Raw genomic sequence first — 26,104 nt, 5'->3', positions numbered from 1 at the left:
TCGATGTTGACGCAATCGTTGCGGAGGGGGCCTGAAGTTTGATAGGCGATAGGCGCCGGAGCTAGACAATCCGAAATGCGGAGGCGGCTTGCCCAGGGGCGACAAGCATAAGACGAATCGGCAGGAAGGCTGCTCTTTAGCCTTCTTGACGAATTGGCTTATGACCTCGAGCCCCTAGGCGCCGGAGCTAGACAATCCGAAATGCGGAGGCGGCTTGCCCAGGGGCGACAAGCATAAGACGAATCGGCAGGAAGGCTGCTCTTTAGCCTTCTTGACGAATTGGCTTATGACCTCGAGCCCCTAGCCGCAGGAGCTAGACAATTCTCTAACTCCAAAATTATACTTTCCTATCTCATAAATAAACCTTTTGATAGTGTCATTTCAGGATACTTAGAGATAATATATAGAGCAGCATTGTAAGGAGGAGAGGTGAGTTCATGTATGTGATGAAGCATCATGGATGGGTAGAAGTCATTTGTGGCAGTATGTTTTCTGGCAAATCAGAAGAACTAATCCGCCGTGTGCGTAGAGCCCAATTTGCTAAACAAAAAATTGTCGTATTTAAACCGCAAATCGATAATCGCTACAGTGACGAGGAAGTCGTTTCCCATAATGGAACTGCTTTTACAGCTATTCCTATTTCCCATTCAACTGATATTTTTCAACATATAAACTCCGAAATTGATGTCATTGCCATTGATGAGGTTCAGTTTTTTGATTCAGAGGTTGTGAAGGTGATTCAGCACCTAGCGAATAGCGGCCACCGAGTCATTGCAGCTGGCCTTGATCAAGATTTCCGCGGGGAGCCATTCGGCCAAATGCCAGCATTGATGGCTATTGCTGAATTGGTTACAAAGCTGCAGGCTGTTTGTGCAGTGTGCGGATCACCAGCAAGCCGTACCCAACGATTGATTAATGGCAAACCAGCTTCCTATGATGATCCGGTTATTTTAGTTGGTGCCTCTGAAGCGTACGAGCCTCGCTGCCGCCATCATCATGAAGTACCGAAATCCCCCAGTATAAGCTACGGGAAGGAAACGACCAATTCAATTTCATAATACGTATACATTTTTGTACTGTCTGAATGAGTTCAGGCAGTTTTTTTATGGAATAAAATTAAAAAAATATATACTAGTTCGGGAAGCTTCAAATAAAAGATTGATAAAAAACCAAAATGCGATATATTAGTTATATGCAAAATTGACATAATTTTATAACATTAGAGGTGAAATGAATTGCGACCAATTATTTTAGGCATATTTGCTGCTTTCTTTTTTGCATTTACTTTTATTTTAAATCGGTCAATGGAGCTTTCAGGAGGAAGCTGGATTTGGAGCGCTTCTCTTCGCTATTTATTTATGGTTCCATTTCTTTTTATTCTTGTCATGTGCAGGAGAAATGTAAAACCTCTTTTTCTGGAAATGAAGAGAAAGCCGGGCACTTGGCTATTATGGAGCTTTGTTGGCTTTGGCTTATTCTATGCTCCATTAAGCTTTGCTGCGGCATATGGACCTGGCTGGCTTGTTGCAGGGACATGGCAAATAACGATCATTTCAGGGTCATTGCTTGCCCCTTTATTTTTTGAAACAAGGCAAACGAAAAGTGGTCCAATAAAGGTCCGAAGCAAAATACCTATTGTTGGCTTAATGATGTCTATCCTCATTTTAATAGGTGTAGGGGTCATGCAAATAGAGCATGCAAGTAATTTATCTGCAAGAGCGGTTATGTGGGGTGTTTTGCCAGTTATTATCGCTTCCTTCGCCTATCCGCTAGGAAACAGAAAAATGATGGAGGCTTGTGAAAATCGATTAGATGCTTATCAGCGTGTTTTGGGGATGACGTTAGCAAGCTTGCCCTTCTGGCTTCTTCTATCTGCCTATGGTGTCGCAACGGTCGGTCTTCCAAGTATGGGACAAACCGTTCAATCACTTCTAGTCGCAGTTTGTTCGGGCGTGTTTGCAACGGTCCTCTTTTTCAAAGCGACTGACTTAGTGAAAGGGAATATGCCAAAATTGGCTGCAGTTGAAGCGACACAGTCATTTGAAGTATTGTTCGCTGTATCTGGTGAGTGTTTCATCTTATCAGCACCGCTGCCTTCCTATCTATCATGGCTTGGCATGCTTCTTGTCATTATTGGGATGATTGCACATAGTTATGTTTCACAAAGAGAGGTCCCGATTAAGCTTCCATTAATAAAATATAAGTCGGCTTAATTTCATTGACTTTATGCAGACCTGATTGATATATTGGTTTTATGAAAATAATAAAAACGATTGAACGGCCGGCATTAAGAGATCAAGTGTATGATTCATTAAAAGAAGCGATTATTACATTGGAATTGGAACCTGGTCAGCGTATTAAGGATAAGGATTTGGCAGCTGAATTTGGCGTTAGCCGAACGCCTGTTAGAGAGGCGCTTAAAAAGCTTGAAGATGAAGGGCTCGTTGAGTCGCTGCCAGGCTCTCAAACACGGATTACAGAAATACATTTAGAGGAGGCGAAAAACGCATTTACCGTCGTAGCCGCATTGCATAGTCTAGCTGCCCGGCTTGCAGTTCCAATCATTTCTGATGAAGACATTCAATTAATGGAAGGAAGCAATACCGAATTGCGTAAAGCTTTAGAAAAAAAAGATGTCATCCGTGCAGTTGAAGCAGATGATCAGTTTCATGCTGTTTTGCTGAAGGCTTCAAGAAATGATGAAATTGAACGGGCATTAGACCGGATTATGTCGAAGGTCAGAAGACTGGAGTTTTCAAAATTCAGCTCGATTAATGCTGAGCAATCACTTGAAGAGCATCATGCCATTATCCAAGCATGTAAAAAAAAGGATGCTCCCCTGGCTAGTTCTTTAGCAGAGGAAAATTGGCTAAGTTTAGGAAGAATTCTTGTTGGTGATGCAGGTAGTAAAAAAGAATGATGAGTAGTGGAGAGTATAACGAAGGTTATGCTCTTTTTATTTGGGTGAGTAAATAAATAACAGAATAGTCTGATTAATATGTTGACTGTTAATCCGAAATGCGATATATTGGTTTTAAATAAAGAGCCTATTCTAGATCTTTTCATTCATAGATAATCCTCCCACCTTGATAGAATCATAGGTTCTTTACAGGTTCAGTAAGAATTGGCTATTCCCGGTTAAAGTAAACGAATGTGGAGGAATGTAGAATGAGTTCTGTGGCAAAAACGGCTGAAAACTATGAAATTCACGATTCAAGGGTGTTGGATTGGGCGAGGGATATAATTGATAAAAGCTCTTCTCCTCGCTTAATCCAGAAGGAAATTATCAATGCTGTCGATCGAAATGCGATTTGGCGAGGGGAGGAATGTCTCAATTTACTAGCTCCAGAAGCACCAACGAGCCCGACTGTTCGGCAATTGCTTGCATCTGAGGTAGGTACACGGGCTGCGGAGGGACATATCGGCCCAACTCAAAGATGGTTTTCTGGTACAAAGTATATTGATGAAATTGAGTCTCTTTGTGTGGAGCTGCTTAAAAAAGTATTTAAAAGCAAATACGCGGATCATCGTTTAGTTGCAAGCATGATTGGAAATATGACTGTGTATGCTGCCTTAACAAAGCCAGGAGATAATATTTTAACGATTGCACAGCCGTTTGGCGGCCACTCAAGCAATCGGTATGATGGACCAGCAGGGATTCGCGGTTTAAACATCTATGACGTTCCAATGGACCCTGTTGACTTAGTCGTGAATATAGATGAATTTGCAAAGGTTGCTCGGGAAGTAAAGCCTACCCTCGTAACTCTCGGCGCATCGATGACATTGTTTCCGTTTCCGCTAAAGGAAATGTCCGAGATTGTGAGTGAATGGGGCGGAAAAATATTCTTTGATGGCGCTCATCAGCTTGGACTCATTGGCGGGGGACAGTTCCAGGATCCACTGAATGAGGGAGCTTGCATCATGACCGGTTCGGCCGGGAAAACATTTAGCGGTCCGCAAAGCGGGATCATTGTCTGGAATGATCCTGAATTAACACAGCCTATTTGTGATACAATTTTCCCCGCGCTAGCTGCGACACATCAAGTAAACCGTGTAGCTGCTTTAGCAGCATCTGCTGCAGAATTTTTAGCTTTTGGCAACGAGTATATGGCCCAAATAGTTGCAAACGCAAAAGCGTTAGCAAAAGCACTATACGATCGGGGTATTCCTGTACTTGGTTCTCATAAAGGTTTTACAGAAACACATCAAGTGATTCTAGATGTGAAACGTTTTGGCGGCGGTTTGAATGTGGCATATAAGCTCGCTGAAGCGAATATTATTACGAATAAAAATTTGATCCCTAGCGACAAGCCAGAGGATTGGGATTATCCAAGCGGTTTGCGAATCGGGACAATTGAAATTACTCGCTTAGGGATGAAGGAAGCTGAAATGGACATCATTGCAGACTACATCGTTCGTGTTCTCGAAGGCAGAGACACAGTAGAAGATATTCGTAAGCGCGTCATTGAAATGCGGACTGGATTTCAAAAGATTCATTACTGCTTTGATTAAATTTTTTGTGGGACCTTCTGAGTAATCGGAAGGTTTTTTCTGTTCTTAGAAGGTGAAATGCTCGATAAATGAATGTAATTGCTAGATAAACTTGGAAAAATGCTCGATAAACCAGAAAAGGCACTCGATAAATTGAAAAAGTTGCTTGTTAACTTTTTTAAAAGTGGTCAAACCTTTCTTAATTTGTTTTTGACTGCAACTTTTACCTATACTATAATTAGAATGTTATGGATATGTGTATAAATGAGCAAAAACAAACTACTTTATATAAACTGCCCGGAAATAACATCCGAGGATGAATGGAAAAATTGAGGTGAAATGCTGTGTTTGATCGTCTTCAGTCAGTGGAGGACCGCTATGAAAGATTAAATGAGCTTTTGAGTGATCCGGATATTGTAAATGATCCAAAAAAATTACGTGAGTATTCGAAAGAGCAATCAGATATACAAGAGACTGTTGAGGTGTATCGAGAATATAAAGAGGTACGCGAACAGCTGCAAGATGCGAAAGCCATGCTTGAGGAAAAATTAGATGCAGATATGCGTGAAATGGTGAAGGAAGAGTTAGGTGAGCTTGAAGAGAAGGTAGAAGATCTTGAAGCTCGTTTAAAGATTCTTCTCATTCCGAAAGACCCGAATGATGATAAAAACGTTATTATGGAAATCCGCGGTGCTGCGGGCGGAGATGAAGCTGCTCTATTCGCAGGCGATTTATACCGTATGTACAGCCGTTTTGCAGAGATGCAAGGCTGGAAAACAGAAGTAATTGATGCGAACACGACTGGTGTTGGCGGTTATAAAGAGATCATCTTCATGATTAACGGAAATGGCGCATATTCGAAATTGAAGTTTGAAAATGGTGCGCACCGAGTACAGCGTGTTCCTGAAACAGAGTCTGGCGGCCGTATTCATACGTCAACGGCGACTGTCGCTGTTCTTCCTGAAGCGGAAGAAGTGGAAATTGAGATTCATGAAAAGGACATTCGTGTGGATACATTTGCTTCTAGCGGACCGGGCGGACAAAGTGTAAATACAACGATGTCAGCTGTCCGTCTCACTCACTTGCCAACTGGAACAGTTGTTTCTTGTCAGGATGAAAAATCGCAAATTAAAAATAAAGAAAAGGCAATGAAAGTATTGCGTGCCCGTGTCTATGATAAATTCCAGCAGGAAGCACAGGCGGAGTATGACCAAGTGCGTAAATCTGCTGTTGGTACAGGGGACCGTTCTGAACGAATCCGTACGTATAACTTCCCGCAAAACCGCGTGACCGATCACCGCATTGGCCTAACGATTCAAAAGCTAGACCAAATTCTTTCAGGAAAGCTAGATGAAGTCATCGATGCATTAATTCTTGAAGAACAATCTGCGAAGCTTGAAAGTGCTTCTAATGAGTAATGCAGCAATGAAAGTATATGAAGCCCTCCACTGGGCTTCTTCTTTTTTAAAAGAAAGAAATCGGGACGAAAATGCGAGTGAATTATTATTGCAGCATTATCTGCGTATGAGCCGTGCAAGTTTTCTGGCGAGCCTTCGCGATGAGTTGGATGCAAATGTTTTTGAGAATTTTAAGAAAGCTGTTCTTCTCCATGCTGAAGGAAAGCCCATTCAATATATTATTGGCTATGAAGAATTTTATGGACGCAGCTTTCGCGTGAATGAGGATGTTCTTATTCCAAGACCGGAAACAGAAGAATTGGTACATGGTGCATTAAAGCGGTTGGATGGACTATTTGGTGAGCGAAAGCCGCTTAAAGTTGCCGATATTGGGACAGGCAGCGGTGCAATTGCGATTACAATGAAGCTTGAACATGCGAATTTGAGCGTGACGGCAACAGATATTTATGGACCGACATTAGATTTAGCAGCAGAAAATGCAAAATCGCTTGGAGCGGACATCCAGTTTGTCCAAGGGGATCTGCTGAAGCCGTTAATGGCCACGGGAGAAAAATTCGATGCTGTTATTTCCAATCCCCCATACATTCCAGTTGGGGATATGGAGTGGATGTCTGAGGTCGTCTTGGCGCATGAGCCCCATCGCGCATTGTTTGCCGGTCCGGATGGCCTTGATATCTACAAAAGGTTAATCGAAGAACTGCCTGTTGTTTTAAAGGAGGAGGCGCTAGTCGGCTTTGAGGTCGGGTCCGGGCAAAGCAAGGCAGTCGCTGCATTACTCAAGCAGACTTTTCCGCAGGCAGATATAGAAATTGTTCATGACATAAACGGCAAAGACCGTATCGTCTTCGCCACCATTCGGTGCCAGGCACCGCTTGTGGACAAAAACAGCTAATTTGTCTTTCTGATAAGGACAGTTCCCCCTAAAAATAATATATAAAGGAGAGTGTCCACTGAAGAAGAACAAATATAGCTCATTTGTCCATCTTTGGTGCCAGGCACTCTTTTTTAATTTTAGTAGTTTAAGATTCTGTCATTTTGCCCACACTGGGTTAGTGAAGGGGCGGTGGCAGAATTGAAAACAAAAATGATAGTGAATGTATATATAATTATTTTATGTGTAGGAACAATAATAAGTTTATATATGCCGAAAAATGAGGTAATGGCGGATGAGCCGCTTGTCATACCGAATGAGGCAATCAGGCTGCGGATTCTAGCAAATAGTGATAGTGAAACCGATCAGGCAATTAAGAGACTTGTCAGGGACGCTGTGAATGCAGAAATTACAAAGTGGGTAGCAGACTTAACGTCAATTGAAGAGGCGCGTCATTTAATACGTTCACGTTTGCCGGAGATTCAGAAAATAGCAGAAAGTGTTGTAGAAAAGCAGCAATTCTCTCAGTCTGTAAAAGCTGATTTTGGAAAGGTGGACTTCCCTACAAAATTATATGGACAATTCCTTTATCCAGCTGGCGAATATGAAGCGATTTTAATCACGCTTGGGGAAGGCAATGGAGCCAATTGGTGGTGTGTGTTATTCCCGCCGCTTTGCTTTCTGGACTTTTCAAACGGTGTAGCAGTAAGTGATGGATTTGAAGGAAAAGAAGCAGAAAATATCCATGCTGAAACAGAGGGGAAGGCAGCTAATAAAATAGAAACAGAAAAACAAGAATTAGCAGAAGAGGAAAATGAAGAGTCAGGGCCGGTAAAGGAAGAACAGGATCCTCCAGTATATATAGAAGAAGATGAGCAGCCAGTAGAAGTGAAATTTTTTATAAAAGAGCTTTGGGACAACCTTTTTAGCTGAAAGCCTTGGGTATGTGCAAGGCTTTTTTTCTTTGAAAAAATAGTCGGTCAGATTAATTGAATATGCCTTTATGTACGAAGTAATAACCAGCGCAGTGATATGAAGCAGAGCAATAGTAACATACATAATTATGAGCAGACATTCTTAAATTTATCTTTCGGGTAAAAAGATAGTTCTACTCTCTCTATTTTTTCATATTCATAGAAATAGAATATGAAAAAATGGGGTGGGGCGAAGTGGAGACTATCATTCGTTGCGCAGAAACAGAGGATATTACGAGATTAGAATTATTTTTAGAAGAGGCAGGATTAAGCAAGGAGGGTGTTCAAGCATCCATTGAATATTTTATATTAATGGAGAGTCATTTAGGGGATATTAAAGCAACACTTGGAATTGAGCCGCTTGGAAAAGTGGGTTTGCTGCGTTCACTTGCGATGCGGCCGGATCGAACGGAAAAAGATTTATTTCTTCTTTTTGAGCAAATATTCATTTTAGCAAGGGACAGACAGTTAAATACACTGTACTTAGCTTCCAATAAAAAGAGCTCACTCGAAATTTTCCGTATCATAGGATTTACTGAGGAAATAATAGAAAACTTACCTGTGGAGCTTTTTCAGTCTGAGCATGTAAAACACATTTTAACTGTGGACAACTCCTTCTTTTTGAAATTATCCATCTAAATTGTGGGTATCTTGCCAAAGTTATTCACAAAAATGCGCATTCTATCCACAATTTGTGGATAATACTTGAGTTATCCTCCATCTTCTTTTATACTTTCAAAAGTAAATAACAGAAAAATCACGGGAAATAAAGGGTTAACTCATTCTAATTTTCGTGAGTAATGAAGGTGGAACGGAATGAATACAAAAAGATGGTCGGTGGATAAATATGTGGATGATCAAAGTAGTTATCCACAAATCTCACAGGCTGCCGATTTTTTAAAAAGAAATGAAGTGGTCGCTTTCCCAACTGAGACCGTATACGGATTAGGCGGAAATGCGGAAAATGATGAGGCAGTCATGAAAATTTTCAAGGCAAAGGGGAGGCCGAGCGATAATCCACTAATTATCCACATTGCCGAAGAAGAGCAGCTGAATGCGTTTGTTGAGGAAATACCTGAGAAGGCCGCACAATTAATGAAGAATTTTTGGCCAGGTCCGTTAACTCTTATTTTAAAAAAGAGAGAGGGATCTCTTTCTAATCTAGCCACTCCGGGGTTATCCACAGTCGCGGTCCGCATGCCCAATCATCCAGTGGCATTAGCGATTATAAAAGCATCGGGACTTCCCATTGCTGCACCTAGCGCCAATCGATCCGGAAGACCAAGTCCGACAACAGCTGAGCATGTATGGGAGGATTTAAATGGAAAGATCGCTGGGGTAGTCGACGGTGGACCAACCGGTGTTGGGGTTGAATCGACTGTAGTCGATTGCACAGCGCCGACTCCAGTTGTATTAAGACCTGGTGGAGTAACGAAGGAGCAGCTTGAAGCGGTAATTGGGGAGGTCAGCGTTGATCCAGCACTTGTGGATAAGAGCGAGGCTCCGAAATCTCCAGGTATGAAATACCGCCACTATGCCCCAGATGCCCCACTTACACTTGTGAATGGGACAAAGGAGTTTATTCAAGAACTTGTGGATAAAAAGAAAGCAGAAGGGTTAACTGTGGGGATTTTGACGACAGAAGAGAATGTGGATTTTTACAGGGCCGATTATGTGATTGCCTGTGGAAAACGGGAAAACTTAGAATCGGTAGCAAGTTCACTGTATGATGCTCTAAGAAAATTTAATAATACAAATGCAGATGTGCTCTTTAGTGAAATGTTTCCACAGGAAGGTGTGGGACATGCGATTATGAACCGCTTAATGAAAGCGGCAGGCCATCGAGTAATAAACAGCTAGCCGTTCCTATTGAAGGAGCGGTTTTTTATAGTCGAGGAAATAAAAAAATTGAATGTTGTGGGTAACTTTTTGTCAGGCGGTCTGTATCCAGATCCCCTCCGCAACGATTGCGTCAACATTGGTTGGCTCCCGCTCAGTCGTGTTTCCTTTATCGAAAAAAGAGGTCTGTCTATTTTGTCAGGCGATGACCAAGGTGCTTGCGCAGTTGTTCTATATCACGGAATTATCCTAATCGGATAAGATTAATTTCTTTGTTGGTGGCTGCTTAGATTGTCCTCTTGTTGACGGTGTTTATTCTTCTAAATTCCTTTGGACGTGCATATGCTGAATTAGCAAGTCCAAGGGGGAGGAAGAATGGGAGAAATGTTTGGTGTCATATTCACACTGAGCTTAATGGCCTTTGCCTTAGCAATGGATGCCTTCTCAGTCGGTCTGGGGATGGGGATGTTTAAGCTTCGACTTAGACAAATATTCAAAATCGGTATGATCATAGGTTTTTTCCATATTTGGATGCCTCTCTTAGGGATGATTGCCGGCAAGGTTTTATCCGAAAAGTTTGGAGAGTTTGCTTCCTATGTAGGAGGGGGATTGCTTCTTCTATTAGGTGTTCAAATGATTTGGTCAGGATTTAAAAAAGAAGACAATAGTTTGATCACTCCAGTTGGATGGGGTTTAATCCTATTTGGCTTTACTGTAAGCTTAGACAGTTTTTCAGTTGGTTTAACTCTCGGCATATATGGGGCTCAAATCGTTATTGTACTCGCATGCTTTGGCATAATGGCAACACTCCTTACATGGCTTGGCTTACTCATAGGCAGAAAGGTCCAAGGGTGGCTCGGCTCATATAGTGAAGCCCTCGGAGGCAGTATCCTCCTTGCATTCGGCATCAAACTGCTTTTAGGCTAACAAATGTCCACGAGCGGTGCCTGGCACCGCTCGTGGACAAATGGCGTGTGTTTGTGTGTGCGGGGTGGACAGTTATGAGCTGCTTTGCATACATGATCGGCCTGGGTTTGTCGAATAATCTTTGTTTAGAAAGAGAAGATCGCTCTCTTTCTTTTTTTTGGCAAAGTTTAATATTTTTTGTCGAAGAAATACTATTGAATCTGGGAGTTTTGACTTATAATGGTGGAAAGGAGGCACAGCTATGACTCGCATTTTATTTGTTTGTACAGGGAATACGTGTCGGAGCCCAATGGCTGAAGCCATTTTGAAAAGCAGGAATCTCCCTGGGATTGAAGTGAAATCTGCTGGTGTGTATGCAATGGATGGGAGTCCAGCATCCGAAAATACAAGAAAGGTCTTAGCGGAGAATGGGATTGTATTTGATTCCCATCAGGCATCGATATTAAATGATGCTCTTGTGAATTGGACGAGCTATATTATCACGATGACAGCGAGCCATAAAGCATCAGTGATCAGCATGTTTCCAGATGCTGCAGGAAAAACCTTTACCTTAAAGGAATTTGCAACTGGAAATAGCAATAGTGATATTGTTGATCCTTTTGGCGGTCCAATTGAACAATACAGACAAACTTATAATGAATTGAATGATATGTTGATAAAAATGATTCATCGGCTACAAAATGAAAATAGGTAATTAGGGGGACAATAATGGGGGAGAAACTTAAGTACAAATTTGGTCTAAGAAAGAAACTGGTATTGTTTATTACGATCTTAGCAGTTATTACTTATACAACAAGTGCTTTCTTTATTTACTTTTTATACCCGATAATCAAGGATTCCCTTCCTTTTGGGGAAGTATGGTTCACAATTATTACACTTAGCCTGGGGATTATTTGGTCAGGAATATTAGCTTTCTTTGCCGCGGGATTTATTATAAAGCCGTTACAAAAGCTTGAAAAAATGGCTTTAAAAGCAGCACAAGGAAATATTCAAGAGGATGTAGAACTATCAAAAACGGATGATGAAATTCGCTCACTCGGAATCGCGTTCAATGATATGCTTTCAAACCTAAGGGAAATGGTTCATCAAATCGATGAAAACTTCCGTGAAACAAATGACAAAGTGATTGCTATTTCAAAGGAATCTTCCTTTGCAGCAGAACAAGTGGATTCGATTTCGCGAACAATCAACGAAATATCTATTGGCGCAGACAATTCAGCTATTTCCATTCAATCAACAGCTGAGTCGGTTGAAGATGTGATTCGAATTGCCGAAGAGGTTCAAGAAAAGGCAAAGGCTTCCGAAGTCGTTTCGACAGAAATGGTTCAGGATCTTTATAATTCTAAGAAGGTGATTCATGACCTCATTTCAGGGATAGAAAAGCTTGCCGAGGAAAACCAGCAATCACTGCAAACAGTTAAGCGTTTAGAAGAAAATGCTGCAAAGGTTGAACAAATTATCCAGCTTGTTGGTGACATCGCAGCGCAAACGAACTTGCTCGCTTTAAATGCTTCAATTGAAGCAGCGCGTGCAGGTGAGCATGGAAAGGGCTTTGCGGTCGTTGCTGAGGAAGTTCGCAAGCTTGCGGATGAGAGTGCTACAGCTGTACAAGGCATCTCAGAATTAATTAAAAACATTCAAGCTGAAGTCCAGAATGTTGTGCAGCAAATTTCAGAGCAGGTGGACACCGCAAACAATGAAGCGAAAAAAGGAACGGAAACAAATGAAGTCATTGAAGAGATGGCAAAAACTGTGAATGAAATGGCAGAGTCGGTTTCAATGATAACGATATTAGTAGACCGACAAATGGAAAGCATTCAGCATACTTCTACGCAATCACAAGAAGTAGCAGCCATTGCAGAAGAAACATCTGCAGGCGCTCAAGAGGTTGCAACAGCAACAGAACAGCAAACAAAAGTAATGGCCAATGTAGAGAACTTGGCGAATGAACTGAAAGGCCAAGCGGAAAAATTGAAAAACACTATTACGAGATTTCAGATTTAGTTGTAAGAAGCCTTCGCTCATGAAGGCTTTTTCTGTTTGAAACTAACATGTGATTCAGCTTTTACTAGACAATCCCTCTTTATAATATTTTCTTTTTGTGCCAAAATAAGGGCAGATTAAAAAGTTGGCTCTTTTCTAAAAATGATTGTTTTGACTAAGTTGTGTGATGAACAGACTAGAAAAAAGCGGTTGACTGGAGCGGAAGTCAACCTCTTCACATCAGCAACATTGTCTGCGAAAACAGCTAATTAGTAGGACTTTTTTAGGAGGATTAAAGATGAAAGTAGCGATTGCATCAGATCATGGCGGAGTAAATATTCGCGAGGAAATAAAAGATTTAATGAAAGAAATGGGCATTGAATTTGAAGACTTTGGGTGTGAATGCGGAACGTCGGTTGATTATCCTGATTACGCACTTCCTGTTGCGGAAAAGGTTGCAAATGGGGAATTTGATAAAGGTATTTTAATTTGCGGAACAGGTATTGGCATGAGCATTGCGGCGAACAAGGTGAAGGGCATTCGCTGTGCACTCGTTCATGATCTTTTCAGTGCAAAGGCAACGCGGGAGCATAATGACAGCAACATGCTTGCTATGGGGGAACGTGTCATTGGTCCAGGACTGGCTCGTGAAATCGCGAAGGTTTGGTTAACAACAGATTATGAAGGCGGACGCCATGAAAATCGTGTTGGAAAAATAAAAAATTACGAAAACAAATAGATATAAAGCTTCCGAGGAAGGGTGAGCCTTTATGACGGAATCCATTCAATTATGGGAAGAACAGCTGCATACGATTATTGACGAATTTGCTGAACAAGTACAGCTAACAGACAAGCATCTTTTTGTTGTCGGCTGCAGTACAAGTGAAGTGGCTGGAAAGAAAATAGGCACAGCAGGTACGGAGCAAGTGGCGGAAATGATTTTTACCCAGCTGAAAAAACTCCAGGAGCAAACAGGTGTTGCTCTTGCTTTCCAATGCTGTGAACACCTTAATAGGGCGTTAGTTGTTGAACGAAAAACGGCAGAGGAAAGACAGCTTTCTGAAGTAAGTGTGATCCCTGTCCGTAAAGCAGGCGGTGCAATGGCTACTTACGCTTTTGAACATTTTCAGGATCCTGTTATGGTGGAACATATTGCTGCTGATGCAGGCATGGATATCGGGGATACATTCATTGGCATGCACTTAAAGCATGTCGCTGTTCCGATTAGAACCACACAGAAATCTATAGGGGAAGCTCATGTAACATTGGCCAAAACAAGACCAAAGCTAATAGGCGGTGCCCGAGCTGTGTATGAACGAAGCGAAGCAAATGAATCATGCAGATAGTAGAAGCCTTTGCATAACGCAACGGGCTTTTCCTTTTAGATGAGAAATCCGCTTACGATGTTTCTAATCTTCTTTTCATAACAAAAACATGATAAGATATAATAGAATTTTCAATATAGGACGTTACATAACTATTGAAAAGAGTTCAGTTGAAAAGGGAGGATTCTATAATGAAGTATTTAGCACAACAGGATGAACAAGTATTTCAATCGATTCAAGATGAGTTAGGCCGTCAAAGAACAAAAATTGAATTAATTGCTTCGGAAAACTTTGTCAGTGAAGCAGTAATGGAAGCACAAGGTTCTGTGTTGACGAATAAATATGCTGAAGGCTATCCGGGCAGACGCTATTACGGCGGATGTGAACACGTGGATGTCGTTGAGAACCTGGCTCGTGATCGTGCGAAGGAAATTTTTGGTGCTGAACATGTTAATGTACAGCCGCATTCAGGTGCACAAGCGAATATGGCTGTTTACTTCACAATTTTAGAGCAAGGCGATACTGTTCTTGGTATGAATCTTTCCCATGGCGGACATTTAACACATGGAAGCCCTGTTAACTTTAGTGGCATTCAATATAACTTTGTTGAATATGGTGTCGATGAAAAGACACATATGATTGATTATGATGTGGTGCTTGAAAAGGCCCGTGAGCATAAGCCGAAATTGATTGTTGCTGGCGCAAGCGCATACCCGCGTGCAATTGATTTCAAGCGTTTCCGAGAAATTGCCGATGAGGTCGGTGCGTATTTAATGGTTGATATGGCTCATATTGCAGGTCTTGTAGCAGCGGGGCTTCATCAAAATCCAGTTCCATACGCAGATTTCGTAACAACCACCACCCATAAAACACTTCGTGGTCCACGAGGCGGGATGATTCTTTGTAAAGAAGAATACGCGAAGAAAATTGACAAGTCGATTTTCCCTGGGATACAAGGCGGTCCATTAATGCATGTCATTGCTGCAAAAGCGGTTGCTTTCGGTGAAGCACTTCAGGAAGATTTCAAAGTTTATGCAGGTGAAGTCATTGCCAACGCGAAGCATCTGGCAGAAGGGCTTCAAAAGGAAGGTCTTGACCTAGTTTCGGGCGGTACGGATAATCATCTATTGCTCGTTGATCTTCGTTCTCTTGGCTTAACTGGTAAAATTGCAGAAAAAGTGCTAGATGAAGTCGGCATCACAGTCAATAAAAATACGATTCCATTCGATCCAGAAAGCCCATTTGTAACAAGCGGCATTCGCATCGGGACAGCTGCGGTTACTTCTCGCGGATTTGGTGCAAACGAAATGGAAGAAATTGCTTCTATTATTGCTTTTACATTGAAAAATCATGATGATGAGAGCAAGCTTAAAGAAGCGAGCAAACGTGTGGAAGCATTAACAGGCAATTTTACATTATATCCTGAAAGATAATCATTAAAGCTGCTCTTTAAATCAAAGGGCAGCTTTTTTGTGTGGAATTTGATCGGGTAAAACAAATCAACAGTCAAATGCGAGATAAAATAAAAAAATTGCTTGATAAACGGATTGAAATGCTCGATAAAACATGGAATTTGCTAAATAAATCACGGAGATTGCTAGATAAAGCAAATTTATTGCTTAATGAAAAATGATAAGCGGATGGAATGGCTCGAAAAAGTGAATATGCAAAAAACATATAACGATTCTCCAAACATTTTACACTCATAGTTGCTCTGATTATTTTTTTTCTGTAAAATTAGACGAAGTGTTAGAACGAACCTATTTTACAGATTGAAAAGGAGCGATTGTTCATGGCAAAGGTATACGTATTCGACCACCCACTTATTCAGCATAAACTTACATATATTCGTGATAAAGCGACAGGAACGAAGGACTTCCGCGAGCTTGTTGATGAGGTTGCAACATTAATGGCATTCGAAATTACAAGAGATATGCCGCTTGAGGAAACGGAAATTGAAACTCCCGTGAGCCGGACAAAGTCAAAAATTTTAGCTGGTAAAAAAATCGGGATTATTCCAATCCTTCGTGCAGGAATCGGGATGGTTGATGGGATATTAAAGCTTATCCCGGCAGCGAAGGTTGGCCATATCGGACTGTATCGTGATCCGGAAACATTGAAGCCCATCGAATACTATGTAAAGCTTCCAAGTGATGTAGAAGAAAGAGATTTCATTGTCGTTGACCCAATGCTTGCCACAGGAGGATCTGCGGTGGAAGCAATTAACTCTTTGAAAAAGCGAGGAGGCAAGCATATTAAATTTATGTGCTTAGTTGCTGCTCCAGAAGGAGTGAAAGTGCTGCAAGAGGCACACCCAGATGTGGATATTTACATTGCTGCGCTTGATGAAAAGCTGAATGACCATGGCTACATCGTTCCAGGACTTGGAGATGCAGGCGATCGTTTATTCGGAACGAAGTAATTTTATATCACTTTAACAAAGAAAGGCTGACCTCATTTAAGGTTGGCCTTTCTTATTTTTACATCTTTCACATATTCCCTCATTAAAATGAAAACCCTATTACAAAAAAGGGTGCTTTCCATGAAAAAATTCATCTCAGTTTTTACGGTCATCCTCCTATCTCTAGTTCATTCAACCGCATTCGCACAAACACTGAATCACCCGCAACTTCCAATAGAATCTCCTGACAAGGAAAAGGTTGCAATTGTTGTTTTATCCGAAGAAAAAAGTGAGAAAGACATTAAGAAGCTCGTTCGTTCTATTCCTCATTTACAGCTAAGGCATATTTATAAATACGCTTTAAATGGCTTTTCGGTAAAGGGAAGGCAGGAGGAAATTGACCAGCTTTCAAAAAGGGTAAATACGTCAAGCATCTCTCCGGTTAATACGTACAAGGTTCATGCGGAAGAAAGTATAAAAATAATTGGCGGAGAAGAGGTTCGCGGACTTTTTGATCATAAAAATCAGCGATTAACAGGGAAAGGGGTAAAAGTTGGAATTATTGATACCGGAATCGACTACACCCACCCGGATTTAAGAGTTAACTATGGGGGTGGGCGTGATTTAGTTGATGGGGATGATGATCCGATGGAAACAAATGCAGCTGATGGAGAAGGAACACTTCACGGGACTCATGTCGCTGGCATTATCGCTGCGAATGGAAAAATTCAAGGGGTAGCTCCAGAAGCAACAATAATCGCTTATCGTGCGCTTGGTCCTGGAGGCAGTGGGACTACGGAACAGGTCATTGCTGCCATCGAACAGGCGATAAAGGATAAAGTTGATATTTTAAACCTATCACTTGGCAACAACGTGAATGGTCCAGATCTTCCAATAAGCATGGCGCTAAATAAAGCGGTAGAGAAAGGAATTACAGCAGTTACCTCCTCTGGAAATTCCGGGCCGAATCATTGGACGGTCGGTTCACCAGGTACGGCTTCAAAGGCGATTTCTGTCGGTGCTTCAACGCCGACTATGCAGATTCCTTTCTTAGAGGTATTGGACCAGAAGCTGCGGCTAGAGCCTCTCCAAGGATCTGTTGATTGGGAATTAAATCAATCGCATGAAATCGTTTTTGCCGGATTAGGCAGAAAGAATGAACTGAAGGACGTTCAAGGAAAGATTGTTCTACTAGAAAGAGGAGAGCTTACCTTTACAGAAAAGGGAATAAATGCATTTGAAGCTGGGGCAAAGGCGGTCATTATCTACAATAATACAAAAGGAAACTTTTTCGGAAATTTAGAAAGAGAACTGCCGATCCCGGTCACCGCTTTATCAAAAACGAAAGGAGAGCAGCTGAAAAAGAAGCTAGCCAAAGAAAAGATATTTGCAAGGACCTATATAATAGAAGAAAAGGATATTCTTGCCGATTTTAGCTCGCGTGGTCCAGTGACCTCCACATGGGAAATCAAACCAGACATCGTTGCACCAGGGGTGGCTATCAATAGTACAGTACCAGGGGGGTATTTACCTCTGCAAGGAACGAGCATGGCAGCCCCGCATGTAGCAGGAGCAAGTGCACTTATCAAGCAAGCCCATCCTGATTGGGGCCCTGACAAAATTAAAGCAGCACTCATGAATACAGCAAAACCGCTCCTAAATAAAAAGGGAACGCCTTACCGAGCGTATGAACAGGGAGCGGGAAGAATCCAAATAGAAAAGGCATTAAAATCGAATTCGCTTGTCATGCCTGCCTCATTACAGTTTGGCAAGTTTCAACTAGCTGATCGTATGCACGAACATAATGGCTATATAACGGTAGAAAACGTTGGGAACTTTCCGCAGTCATATTCATTTTCCATTCCGCATGCTGAAAATGGTCTAAGCTGGACACTCCCTTTTTCATTCTATCTAAAGCCAGGAGAAAAAAAACGGCTGGAACTAAAGCTGGCTGTCGACCCAAATGTATTTAAAAAGAAGGTGTATGACGGAACCATTAGATTAAAAGCGGGATCACAAGAAATTAATATCCCATATATCTATGTGCTAGAGGAACCGAATTATCCAAGAGTCATGGGGTTTGGGATTGGTAAGGGAGACAAGCCGGATACGTACCGATATGAAGTGTATCTGCCGGGAGGAGCGGAGGAATTCGGCATTGCAATCTTTGATGCGGATAGTCTGCGCTTTATTGACTTTCTTGATTGGAAAAGAGGGGTTGGAAAAGGGCAGCTGCTGCAGGAAATAAAAAGTGATCAGCTCCCAGAGCCGGGTCTTTATAAAATTAAGGTATTTGCGAAAAAGGCGGGCAGAGAGGATGCACTTGAATCCTATTTGTATATATTACCAAATGGCGATATGGAAACTTCATCTATAGCTCCGTTTTAATCGAACAGAGAGAAAAATATGTGTTAAAATTAAGGTTCTGTATGCTGTTCAAAAATCCTTGAAACGCTTGATAAAAGGGGTGTAGCAGAACCTCGCCCCTTTTTCAATGGGTAAAATTTGAATTATTATGAAAATAATGTGAACATCTTTTCTTCCCTTGATATATATGACTTTTTTTCATTTCAAATGCATTGACATTGACAAGTCCCTATTGTATGCTTACAAAGGGTATAAAATGATAGGGTTTTCATAATATTTGTGCAGTCATCATTCCCACGTCTGCATGTTGCTAATAGTAATTAGTAACACCTCAAAACCCACTTACCATTCACCTCAAAGTGAGGGAGAATGCGTTATTGAGCATCAAAAGACCGCAACCCAACAAAGCAGTCCATCATTTTTTTTTACAGGAGAATAAATCATAATGCCAGAATTAAAAGCTACCTATGTGAGACAACGAAAATACATATTTTTATTGTTGTCAATTTATGTTCTCGGCTGGGGATTTACTTCTTACCAATCTATCTTTCTTGGATTAGTATTGGGTACTTCCTGTAGTTTGTTTAACTTGTGGCTTTTAGCAAGAAAAACAGAGCAATTTGGCAATGCGGTCGCAAACGGTGAGAAGATACGCTCACTCGGCATGGTTTCCAGAATGGCAATGGCAGTGCTTGCTGTATTTGTCGCAATGAAATATCCCGAGAAAGTCCATCTGATCAGTGTAGTAATTGGATTAATGACTTCATATGTTGTCATTATGATAGATTTTTTTCTTCAAACTTTTCATTTACGTAAATAGCGGGGAAGAGAGGTGAATATTAATGCATCATGAAGCTCCTTTACGTGAGTTTATGGGCTTAACCTTTAATTTGGGGAATATTATGATGATTACAATTGCTAGTGCGGTTGTATTTATTATAGCTGTTCTCGCCACTAGGAAATTAGCCATGAAGCCTACAGGGATGCAAAATATACTCGAATGGGTAATGGATTTTGTGAAAGGCATCATTAACAGTTCAATGGATTGGAAGGATGGCGGAAGATTCCATCTGCTTGCTTTAACATTGATTATGTATATTTTTGTATCCAATATGCTTGGTCTGCCATTTTCAATAACTTATAATGGGGAACTCTGGTGGAAATCACCAACAGCTGATCCCGCAATTACATTGACCTTGTCTCTAATGGTACTAGCCTTAACGCATTACTTTGGGATTAAGGCAAAAGGAGCAGGCGCTTATGGACGTGAATTCCTGAAACCATTCTGGATCATGTCTCCAATTAAGATTGTTGAGGAATTTGCCAATGCCCTCACATTAGGTCTGCGTCTTTACGGAAATATTTATGCTGGAGAAATTCTCCTTTCATTACTAGTTGGAGGACTAGCTGCTGGCAGCTGGATGGGCAAATTTGCCGCAATTATTCCAACGGTAGCTTGGCAAGGATTCTCGATCTTTATCGGTGGAATCCAGGCGTTTATCTTCTGTATGTTATCTATGGTTTATATGGCACACAAAGTGAGCCGAGACCATTAATATATACCCTGTTCAATTTTGAACAAAACATAAATAAAAAAATTTAATTATACAATTCAAGGAGGAAATTTAGAATGGGTCTATTAGCAGCAGCAATCGCAGTTGGTTTAGCAGCACTAGGTGCTGGTATTGGTAACGGTCTTATCATTTCAAGAACAGTTGAAGGGATGGCTCGTCAGCCTGAAGCTCGTGGAATGCTACAAACAACAATGTTTATCGGTGTAGGTCTAGTAGAGGTACTACCAATCATCGCAGTCGTTATCGCATTCATGGTTGTTGGACAGTAACTCCTAGTTAAACAATTTGAAAATGGCGAAGATCATTCGATGAGGACCTTCGCCATTCCTTTATGCCTAAAATTATGAAAAATATAAGTTTTATATATATGAAACATCGTTATTGCATTTCTTATAGCTCTTGAAGGGAGTGAATCGAGGGTGTTATCAAACAGTTTAGTATTAGGTGCATCAGCCGGTTTTAACAGTGGAGATATGATTTACCAGTTGATTGCGTTTATTATTTTATTACTTTTGCTTAAAAAATTCGCATGGGGTCCATTAATGGGCATCATGAAAGAACGTGAACAACATATTGCAAATGAAATCGAATCGGCTGAACAAAGCCGTACAGAAGCGAAAAAGCTTTTAGAAGAGCAAAGAAATCTACTAAAAGAAGCACGCAACGATGCGCAAGGCTTAATTGAAAGCGCGAAGAAACAAGGCGATGTACAGCGCGAGGAAATCATTGCTGCTGCACGTGCAGAATCTGAGCGCATTAAGCAATCTGCTAAGGTTGAGATTGAACAGCAGAAAGAACAAGCAGTTGCTGCTATTCGCGAACAAGTGGCTTCACTATCTGTTTTAATTGCTTCCAAAGTAATTGAGAAGGAATTAAGTGCAGAGGATCAAGAGAAGCTTATTAACGAATACATTCAAGAGGCAGGAGAAGAGCGATGACGGGCTCTATGGTAGCAAAGCGCTATGCGTTAGCTCTTTTCCAGCTTGCAAATGAACATCAGCTTCTTGACCAAATGGAAGAAGAGCTTCGTGCAGTGAAACAAGTAATGAATGAAACTTCCGAATTACATGCAGTGCTTAAATCTCCTAAGCTTTCAATTGAAAAGAAGAAGGAGATTCTAAAAGGTGCATTTGCATCTGTCAATACATTCGTTTTAAATATGTTAATGCTTTTAATTGAACGCCATCGCGAAGATCAAATCTCCGATGTGGCAGATCATTTTGTAAATATGGCAAATGATGCAAGAGGCATTGCAGAGGCGAAGGTCTACTCGATCCGCCCGCTAACAGACGCGGAACGTGAAGCGCTGTCCGCATCATTTGCAGCAAAGGTTGGCAAGAAATCACTTCGCATTGACAATATCGTAGATACTAATTTACTCGGCGGCATCAAGCTTCGAATCGGAAACCGGATTTTCGACGGCAGCTTGCGCGGTAAGCTAGATCGTCTGGAACGTCAATTATTAGGATAAGATTCGTAGATAGGGGTGAAACTCATGAGCATCAAAGCTGAAGAAATCAGTGCGCTGATAAAAAAGCAAATCGAAAACTATCAGTCGGAAATTCAAGTGAGTGATGTAGGTACAGTTATCCAAGTTGGTGACGGTATCGCTCGTGCTCATGGCCTCGACAATGTCATGGCTGGAGAGCTTCTTGAATTTTCAAACGGCGTTATGGGTATGGCGCAAAACCTTGAAGAAAATAACGTCGGTATTATCATTTTAGGACCTTTCACAGAAATTCGTGAAGGGGATGAGGTACGCCGTACAGGACGCATCATGGAGGTTCCTGTTGGGGAAGAGTTAATCGGTCGTGTTGTAAACCCGCTAGGACAGCCAGTTGATGGCATGGGTCCAATCAATACAACAAAAACTCGTCCAATTGAAAGTCCGGCATTCGGTGTAATGGATCGTAAATCTGTACACGAGCCGCTTCAAACGGGAATTAAAGCGATTGACGCGCTTGTGCCAATCGGACGCGGACAGCGTGAGCTAATCATCGGTGACCGTCAAACTGGTAAAACATCCGTTGCAATTGATACAATCTTGAACCAAAAGGGTCAAGATATGATCTGTATCTATGTTGCTATCGGACAAAAGGAATCAACGGTTCGTGGACTTGTTGAAACGTTACGTAAAAATGGTGCAATGGATTATACCATTGTCGTAACAGCTTCAGCATCACAACCTGCTCCATTGCTATACTTAGCACCATATGCTGGGGTTTCAATGGGTGAAGAATTTATGTTAGATGGAAAGCACGTATTAGTTGTATACGATGACTTAACAAAGCAAGCTGCTGCATACCGTGAGCTTTCCTTATTATTACGCCGTCCTCCAGGCCGTGAAGCCTATCCAGGGGATGTGTTCTACCTACACAGCCGTCTTCTAGAGCGTGCTGCTAAATTAAGCGATGCAAAAGGTGCAGGTTCAATCACTGCATTGCCGTTTATTGAAACACAAGCTGGTGACGTTTCAGCTTATATCCCAACAAACGTTATCTCTATTACAGATGGACAGATCTTCTTGCAGTCTGACCTATTCTTCTCTGGCGTACGCCCAGCGATCAACGCAGGTCTTTCTGTTTCACGTGTAGGAGGTTCAGCGCAAATTAAAGCGATGAAAAAGGTATCTGGTACATTGCGTCTAGACCTTGCTTCATACCGTGAGTTAGAAGCGTTTGCTCAATTCGGTTCTGATCTTGATAAAGCTACTCAGGCAAAACTTAACCGTGGTGCTCGTACAGTAGAAGTATTAAAACAGGATCTAAATAAACCATTAAAAGTTGAAAAGCAAGTTGCGATTCTTTATGCCTTAACTCGTGGCTTCCTTGATGATATTCCTGTACAGGATATTCGTCGTTTCGAATCAGAATACCTTTCTTGGTTAGACCACAACCGCAAAGATTTGTTAGACCATATCGCTACAACGAAGGAGCTTCCTTCTGATGATGATATGGCTGCTGCGATCAACGAATTCAAAAAATCTTTCGCAGTTTCCGAATAATCGGGGTCTGACAAACTTTGAAACAAGGTGGTGAGAACCTGTGGCATCATTAAGAGATATAAAAAATAAGATTACTTCCACAAAGAAAACGAGCCAAATTACGAAAGCCATGGAAATGGTATCTGCGGCAAACTTTAACCGTGCGGAGTCGAATGCGAAAAAGTTCGTTCCTTATATGGATAAAATCCAAGAGGTTACTGCTTCCATTGCTTTAGGCAGTAAAGATGCAACGCATCCGATGTTAAGCTCTCGTCCTGTCAAAAAGACAGCTTATTTAGTCATTACAGCTGAGCGCGGTCTTGCAGGGGCATTTAACAGTAACGTTTTGCGTTTAGCATTCCAATCGATTCAGAAGCGCCACAAATCAAAAGATGAGTATGTGATTATCGCTTTAGGGAAGATGGGTCGCGAATTCTTTGTGAAGCGTGACATGAACGTTATTCTCGACATTACTGGAATAGCTGATCAGCCAACATTTGCTGATATTAAAGATACTGTAAATAAAACAGTGAATATGTTTGCAGATGGGGCATTTGATGAGCTATACATGTACTACAATCACTTTGTCAGTGCAATCCAACAGGATGTTACAGAGAAGAAAGTTCTTCCACTAACCGATATTGCGACATCTAACAAACTAACATCTTATGAATTTGAACCATCTGCTGAAGAGATTTTAAACGTGTTATTGCCTCAATATGCAGAGAGTTTAATTTATGGAGCACTTCTAGACAGTAAAGCTAGTGAGCATGCTGCTAGAATGAGCGCCATGAAAAATGCAACTGACAACGCGAAAGAGCTTATTGACTCTTACAGCCTAAGCTACAACCGTGCTCGTCAAGCTGCAATTACACAAGAAATTACCGAAATCGTCGGCGGAGCAGCCGCGTTAGAATAATAAAAATTAAATAAATACAAGGGAAGCGGGCCAAGCTGGTCCCTTGCCCTTTTGTATGCTGAATTGAACGTTAGGAGGGAAAAAGATGAACAAAGGACGCGTTCTTCAAGTTATGGGTCCAGTTGTTGACGTAAAGTTCGAAAGCGGACAACTTCCTGAGATCTATAATGCATTGACAATCGTAAATAAAGCGCGTAATGAATCTGAAGTTGACATCAACTTAACCCTTGAAGTTGCCCTTCATTTAGGTGATGATACAGTTCGTACCATTGCAATGTCATCTACTGACGGTTTAACACGTGGTAGTGAAGTAATTGATACTGGTGCACCAATTTCTGTACCTGTTGGTGATGTTACACTTGGCCGTGTATTTAACGTATTAGGTGAAACAATCGACTTAGATCAGGATATAGCTGCTGATGCTCGTCGTGACTCTATTCACAGAGAAGCACCTAATTTTGAGCAGCTTTCAACAGAAGTAGAAATTCTAGAAACTGGAATTAAAGTAGTAGACTTGCTTGCTCCATATATTAAAGGTGGAAAAATCGGTCTATTCGGTGGTGCCGGTGTAGGTAAAACCGTTTTAATCCAGGAATTAATCAATAACATCGCTCAGGAGCACGGCGGTATCTCTGTATTCGCTGGTGTTGGTGAGCGTACGCGTGAAGGTAACGACCTTTACCATGAAATGACAGATTCAGGCGTTATTAAGAAAACAGCAATGGTATTCGGTCAAATGAACGAGCCGCCAGGTGCACGTATGCGTGTTGCCTTGACTGGTTTGACAATGGCAGAATATTTCCGTGATGACCAAGGACAGGACGTTCTTTTCTTCATGGATAACATTTTCCGTTTCACGCAAGCAGGTTCAGAAGTATCCGCGCTACTTGGCCGTATGCCTTCTGCCGTTGGTTACCAGCCAACTCTTGCTACTGAAATGGGTAAACTGCAAGAACGTATCACATCTACTAACGTAGGTTCTGTTACTTCTATCCAAGCGATTTATGTACCAGCCGATGACTATACGGATCCGGCACCGGCTACTACTTTCGCTCACTTAGACGCAACAACAAACCTTGAGCGTAAGCTTTCTGAGATGGGTATCTATCCTGCGGTGGATCCACTTGCTTCAACTTCTCGTGCATTATCACCAGAAATCGTTGGCGAAGAGCACTACGCAGTTGCTCGTGAAGTACAGTCAACATTACAGCGTTACAAAGAATTACAAGATATTATCGCAATCCTTGGTATGGACGAGCTTTCTGATGAAGATAAGCTTGTTGTACAGCGTGCGCGTCGTATCCAAGTATTCTTATCACAAAACTTCCACGTGGCTGAGCAGTTCACTGGCCAGCCAGGTTCATACGTACCTGTTAAAGAAACAGTTAAAGGCTTTAAAGAAATTCTTGAAGGTAAATATGATCACCTTCCAGAAGATGCATTCCGTCTAGTTGGTCGCATCGAAGACGTGATTGAGAATGCAAAACGTATGGGTGTAGAAGTCTAATCTAGGGACCAGGAGGGTAAAAAATGAAGACGATTAAAGTCAGTGTTGTTACTCCCGATGGCCCGGTGTACGAATCAGATGTGGAAATGGTAAGCACAAAAGCCGAGAGCGGTGAGCTCGGAATTTTACCAGGTCACATTCCAATGGTTGCACCGTTACAGATTGGAGCCGTCCGTTTAAAAACGCAAGGAAAAACAGACCTCGTAGCAGTAAGCGGCGGATTTGTAGAAGTTCGTCCAGACAAAGTATCTATTTTGGCGCAATCTGCTGAACAAAGTGATGAAATTGATGTTGATCGTGCGAAACGTGCGAAAGAGCGTGCGGAAAAGCGTCTGCATGATCAGAAACGTGAAAACATCGATTACAAACGTGCTGAACTTGCTCTACAGCGTGCTTTAAACCGTATTAATGTTTCGGAAAGACAATTTTAATCATATAGGACACCTCCCAGTTTTACTGGGGGGTGTTTTTTTATTGATAAAAATAACAAATTGGAGAGAATGACCGGAATTTTGAAATTTTGAC

General features: G+C 41.6%; 28 protein-coding genes. All 28 read left to right on the top strand.

What is annotated here, in order from left to right:
- Positions 1–437 precede the first annotated feature (437 nt).
- The 28 genes from RUH74_RS21355 to RUH74_RS21220 all read left to right on the top strand — a co-directional run bounded on the left by RUH74_RS21355 (position 438) and on the right by RUH74_RS21220 (position 26,010).
- Positions 438–1,058 (top strand): thymidine kinase, encoded by a 621-nt coding sequence (locus tag RUH74_RS21355; protein WP_102273598.1) that lies wholly within the window; start codon positions 438–440, stop codon positions 1,056–1,058.
- Between the two features lie 177 nt (positions 1,059–1,235).
- Complete coding sequence (locus RUH74_RS21350) at positions 1,236–2,213, top strand: DMT family transporter (protein WP_313803908.1); 978 nt, start codon at positions 1,236–1,238, stop codon at positions 2,211–2,213.
- Positions 2,214–2,254: 41 nt separating this feature from the next.
- The gene (locus tag RUH74_RS21345; RefSeq protein ID WP_313803905.1) at positions 2,255–2,920 is read left to right on the top strand and encodes a GntR family transcriptional regulator; all 666 of its coding nucleotides are present in this window, start codon (positions 2,255–2,257) and stop codon (positions 2,918–2,920) included.
- A gap of 248 nt (positions 2,921–3,168) precedes the next feature.
- A complete protein-coding gene (locus RUH74_RS21340; protein ID WP_313803902.1) occupies positions 3,169–4,512 on the top strand; it encodes a serine hydroxymethyltransferase in 1,344 nt (447 codons plus the stop codon).
- Between the two features lie 323 nt (positions 4,513–4,835).
- Complete coding sequence (gene prfA / locus RUH74_RS21335; protein ID WP_313803899.1) at positions 4,836–5,909, top strand: peptide chain release factor 1; 1,074 nt, start codon at positions 4,836–4,838, stop codon at positions 5,907–5,909.
- A 7-nt stretch (positions 5,910–5,916) separates the two neighbouring features.
- Complete coding sequence (gene prmC, locus RUH74_RS21330) at positions 5,917–6,801, top strand: peptide chain release factor N(5)-glutamine methyltransferase (RefSeq protein WP_313803896.1); 885 nt, start codon at positions 5,917–5,919, stop codon at positions 6,799–6,801.
- 180 nt (positions 6,802–6,981) lie between these two features.
- Positions 6,982–7,713 (top strand): stage II sporulation protein R, encoded by a 732-nt coding sequence (spoIIR, locus tag RUH74_RS21325; protein WP_313803893.1) that lies wholly within the window; start codon positions 6,982–6,984, stop codon positions 7,711–7,713.
- 236 nt (positions 7,714–7,949) lie between these two features.
- On the top strand, positions 7,950–8,393 hold the full coding sequence (locus RUH74_RS21320) for a hypothetical protein (protein ID WP_313803890.1): 444 nt from the start codon (positions 7,950–7,952) through the stop codon (positions 8,391–8,393).
- Positions 8,394–8,570: 177 nt separating this feature from the next.
- Positions 8,571–9,614: an L-threonylcarbamoyladenylate synthase gene (locus RUH74_RS21315; RefSeq protein WP_313803887.1), complete on the top strand. Its 1,044-nt coding sequence runs from the start codon at positions 8,571–8,573 to the stop codon at positions 9,612–9,614.
- A gap of 48 nt (positions 9,615–9,662) precedes the next feature.
- Positions 9,663–9,854 (top strand): hypothetical protein, encoded by a 192-nt coding sequence (locus RUH74_RS21310; protein ID WP_313803884.1) that lies wholly within the window; start codon positions 9,663–9,665, stop codon positions 9,852–9,854.
- Between the two features lie 114 nt (positions 9,855–9,968).
- Complete coding sequence (locus RUH74_RS21305) at positions 9,969–10,520, top strand: manganese efflux pump MntP (RefSeq protein ID WP_313803881.1); 552 nt, start codon at positions 9,969–9,971, stop codon at positions 10,518–10,520.
- 241 nt (positions 10,521–10,761) lie between these two features.
- Entirely contained in the window at positions 10,762–11,214 is a 453-nt protein-coding gene (locus RUH74_RS21300) for a low molecular weight protein arginine phosphatase (protein WP_313803878.1), read from the top strand.
- 14 nt (positions 11,215–11,228) lie between these two features.
- Positions 11,229–12,524, top strand: a complete 1,296-nt coding sequence (locus RUH74_RS21295; protein WP_313803875.1) for a methyl-accepting chemotaxis protein — start codon at positions 11,229–11,231, stop codon at positions 12,522–12,524.
- Positions 12,525–12,801: 277 nt separating this feature from the next.
- Positions 12,802–13,242 carry a ribose 5-phosphate isomerase B gene (gene rpiB, locus RUH74_RS21290; RefSeq protein ID WP_313803872.1) on the top strand — a complete coding sequence of 147 codons (441 nt, stop codon included), beginning with the start codon at positions 12,802–12,804 and terminating at the stop codon, positions 13,240–13,242.
- A 31-nt stretch (positions 13,243–13,273) separates the two neighbouring features.
- Positions 13,274–13,849, top strand: a complete 576-nt coding sequence (locus RUH74_RS21285) for a TIGR01440 family protein (RefSeq protein ID WP_313803869.1) — start codon at positions 13,274–13,276, stop codon at positions 13,847–13,849.
- A gap of 170 nt (positions 13,850–14,019) precedes the next feature.
- Complete coding sequence (locus RUH74_RS21280; RefSeq protein ID WP_313803867.1) at positions 14,020–15,261, top strand: serine hydroxymethyltransferase; 1,242 nt, start codon at positions 14,020–14,022, stop codon at positions 15,259–15,261.
- A gap of 41 nt (positions 15,262–15,302) precedes the next feature.
- Positions 15,303–15,461 (top strand): hypothetical protein, encoded by a 159-nt coding sequence (locus RUH74_RS21275; protein ID WP_313803864.1) that lies wholly within the window; start codon positions 15,303–15,305, stop codon positions 15,459–15,461.
- A 159-nt stretch (positions 15,462–15,620) separates the two neighbouring features.
- Positions 15,621–16,250 (top strand): uracil phosphoribosyltransferase, encoded by a 630-nt coding sequence (gene upp, locus RUH74_RS21270; protein ID WP_313803861.1) that lies wholly within the window; start codon positions 15,621–15,623, stop codon positions 16,248–16,250.
- Between the two features lie 120 nt (positions 16,251–16,370).
- Positions 16,371–18,617 (top strand): S8 family serine peptidase, encoded by a 2,247-nt coding sequence (locus RUH74_RS21265; RefSeq protein WP_313803858.1) that lies wholly within the window; start codon positions 16,371–16,373, stop codon positions 18,615–18,617.
- A gap of 424 nt (positions 18,618–19,041) precedes the next feature.
- Entirely contained in the window at positions 19,042–19,416 is a 375-nt protein-coding gene (locus RUH74_RS21260) for an ATP synthase subunit I (RefSeq protein WP_313803855.1), read from the top strand.
- Between the two features lie 22 nt (positions 19,417–19,438).
- Positions 19,439–20,152 (top strand): F0F1 ATP synthase subunit A, encoded by a 714-nt coding sequence (gene atpB, locus RUH74_RS21255; protein WP_313803852.1) that lies wholly within the window; start codon positions 19,439–19,441, stop codon positions 20,150–20,152.
- A gap of 74 nt (positions 20,153–20,226) precedes the next feature.
- A complete protein-coding gene (atpE, locus tag RUH74_RS21250; protein WP_053478547.1) occupies positions 20,227–20,439 on the top strand; it encodes a F0F1 ATP synthase subunit C in 213 nt (70 codons plus the stop codon).
- A gap of 150 nt (positions 20,440–20,589) precedes the next feature.
- Complete coding sequence (locus tag RUH74_RS21245) at positions 20,590–21,108, top strand: F0F1 ATP synthase subunit B (protein ID WP_313803849.1); 519 nt, start codon at positions 20,590–20,592, stop codon at positions 21,106–21,108.
- Positions 21,105–21,641: a F0F1 ATP synthase subunit delta gene (locus tag RUH74_RS21240; RefSeq protein ID WP_313803846.1), complete on the top strand. Its 537-nt coding sequence runs from the start codon at positions 21,105–21,107 to the stop codon at positions 21,639–21,641. Before RUH74_RS21245 ends, RUH74_RS21240 begins: the two co-directional genes overlap by 4 nt.
- A 24-nt stretch (positions 21,642–21,665) precedes the next feature.
- Positions 21,666–23,174 carry a F0F1 ATP synthase subunit alpha gene (gene atpA / locus RUH74_RS21235; protein ID WP_313803843.1) on the top strand — a complete coding sequence of 503 codons (1,509 nt, stop codon included), beginning with the start codon at positions 21,666–21,668 and terminating at the stop codon, positions 23,172–23,174.
- Positions 23,175–23,214: 40 nt separating this feature from the next.
- Entirely contained in the window at positions 23,215–24,072 is an 858-nt protein-coding gene (gene atpG / locus RUH74_RS21230; RefSeq protein ID WP_313803841.1) for an ATP synthase F1 subunit gamma, read from the top strand.
- A gap of 85 nt (positions 24,073–24,157) precedes the next feature.
- Positions 24,158–25,579 (top strand): F0F1 ATP synthase subunit beta, encoded by a 1,422-nt coding sequence (gene atpD, locus RUH74_RS21225; protein ID WP_313803838.1) that lies wholly within the window; start codon positions 24,158–24,160, stop codon positions 25,577–25,579.
- Positions 25,580–25,602: 23 nt separating this feature from the next.
- Positions 25,603–26,010, top strand: a complete 408-nt coding sequence (locus tag RUH74_RS21220; protein ID WP_313803835.1) for a F0F1 ATP synthase subunit epsilon — start codon at positions 25,603–25,605, stop codon at positions 26,008–26,010.
- Positions 26,011–26,104: the final 94 nt, after the last annotated feature.

Origin of the sequence: Cytobacillus sp. (genome assembly GCF_032154635.1) — a bacterium.
Taxonomy (GTDB): Bacteria; Bacillota; Bacilli; order Bacillales; family Cytobacillaceae; genus Cytobacillus.
Note: the sequence above shows the minus strand (reverse complement) of the source record. Positions and strands in the feature narration are given on the sequence as shown.

Bases quoted from the DNA above. Each gene is read 5' to 3' on its own strand.
- RUH74_RS21315 (WP_313803887.1), top strand. From the start codon at position 8,571: ATGAATACAAAAAGATGGTCGGTGGATAAATATGTGGATGATCAAAGT.
- RUH74_RS21305 (WP_313803881.1), top strand. From the start codon at position 9,969: ATGGGAGAAATGTTTGGTGTCATATTCACACTGAGCTTAATGGCCTTT.
- atpA (WP_313803843.1), top strand. From the start codon at position 21,666: ATGAGCATCAAAGCTGAAGAAATCAGTGCGCTGATAAAAAAGCAAATC.
- RUH74_RS21300 (WP_313803878.1), top strand. From the start codon at position 10,762: ATGACTCGCATTTTATTTGTTTGTACAGGGAATACGTGTCGGAGCCCA.
- atpE (WP_053478547.1), top strand. From the start codon at position 20,227: ATGGGTCTATTAGCAGCAGCAATCGCAGTTGGTTTAGCAGCACTAGGT.
- upp (WP_313803861.1), top strand. From the start codon at position 15,621: ATGGCAAAGGTATACGTATTCGACCACCCACTTATTCAGCATAAACTT.
- rpiB (WP_313803872.1), top strand. From the start codon at position 12,802: ATGAAAGTAGCGATTGCATCAGATCATGGCGGAGTAAATATTCGCGAG.
- RUH74_RS21285 (WP_313803869.1), top strand. From the start codon at position 13,274: ATGACGGAATCCATTCAATTATGGGAAGAACAGCTGCATACGATTATT.
- RUH74_RS21240 (WP_313803846.1), top strand. From the start codon at position 21,105: ATGACGGGCTCTATGGTAGCAAAGCGCTATGCGTTAGCTCTTTTCCAG.
- RUH74_RS21220 (WP_313803835.1), top strand. From the start codon at position 25,603: ATGAAGACGATTAAAGTCAGTGTTGTTACTCCCGATGGCCCGGTGTAC.
- atpB (WP_313803852.1), top strand. From the start codon at position 19,439: ATGCATCATGAAGCTCCTTTACGTGAGTTTATGGGCTTAACCTTTAAT.
- atpD (WP_313803838.1), top strand. From the start codon at position 24,158: ATGAACAAAGGACGCGTTCTTCAAGTTATGGGTCCAGTTGTTGACGTA.
- RUH74_RS21260 (WP_313803855.1), top strand. From the start codon at position 19,042: ATGCCAGAATTAAAAGCTACCTATGTGAGACAACGAAAATACATATTT.
- prmC (WP_313803896.1), top strand. From the start codon at position 5,917: ATGAAAGTATATGAAGCCCTCCACTGGGCTTCTTCTTTTTTAAAAGAA.
- RUH74_RS21295 (WP_313803875.1), top strand. From the start codon at position 11,229: ATGGGGGAGAAACTTAAGTACAAATTTGGTCTAAGAAAGAAACTGGTA.
- RUH74_RS21265 (WP_313803858.1), top strand. From the start codon at position 16,371: ATGAAAAAATTCATCTCAGTTTTTACGGTCATCCTCCTATCTCTAGTT.
- RUH74_RS21345 (WP_313803905.1), top strand. From the start codon at position 2,255: ATGAAAATAATAAAAACGATTGAACGGCCGGCATTAAGAGATCAAGTG.
- RUH74_RS21280 (WP_313803867.1), top strand. From the start codon at position 14,020: ATGAAGTATTTAGCACAACAGGATGAACAAGTATTTCAATCGATTCAA.
- RUH74_RS21340 (WP_313803902.1), top strand. From the start codon at position 3,169: ATGAGTTCTGTGGCAAAAACGGCTGAAAACTATGAAATTCACGATTCA.
- RUH74_RS21355 (WP_102273598.1), top strand. From the start codon at position 438: ATGTATGTGATGAAGCATCATGGATGGGTAGAAGTCATTTGTGGCAGT.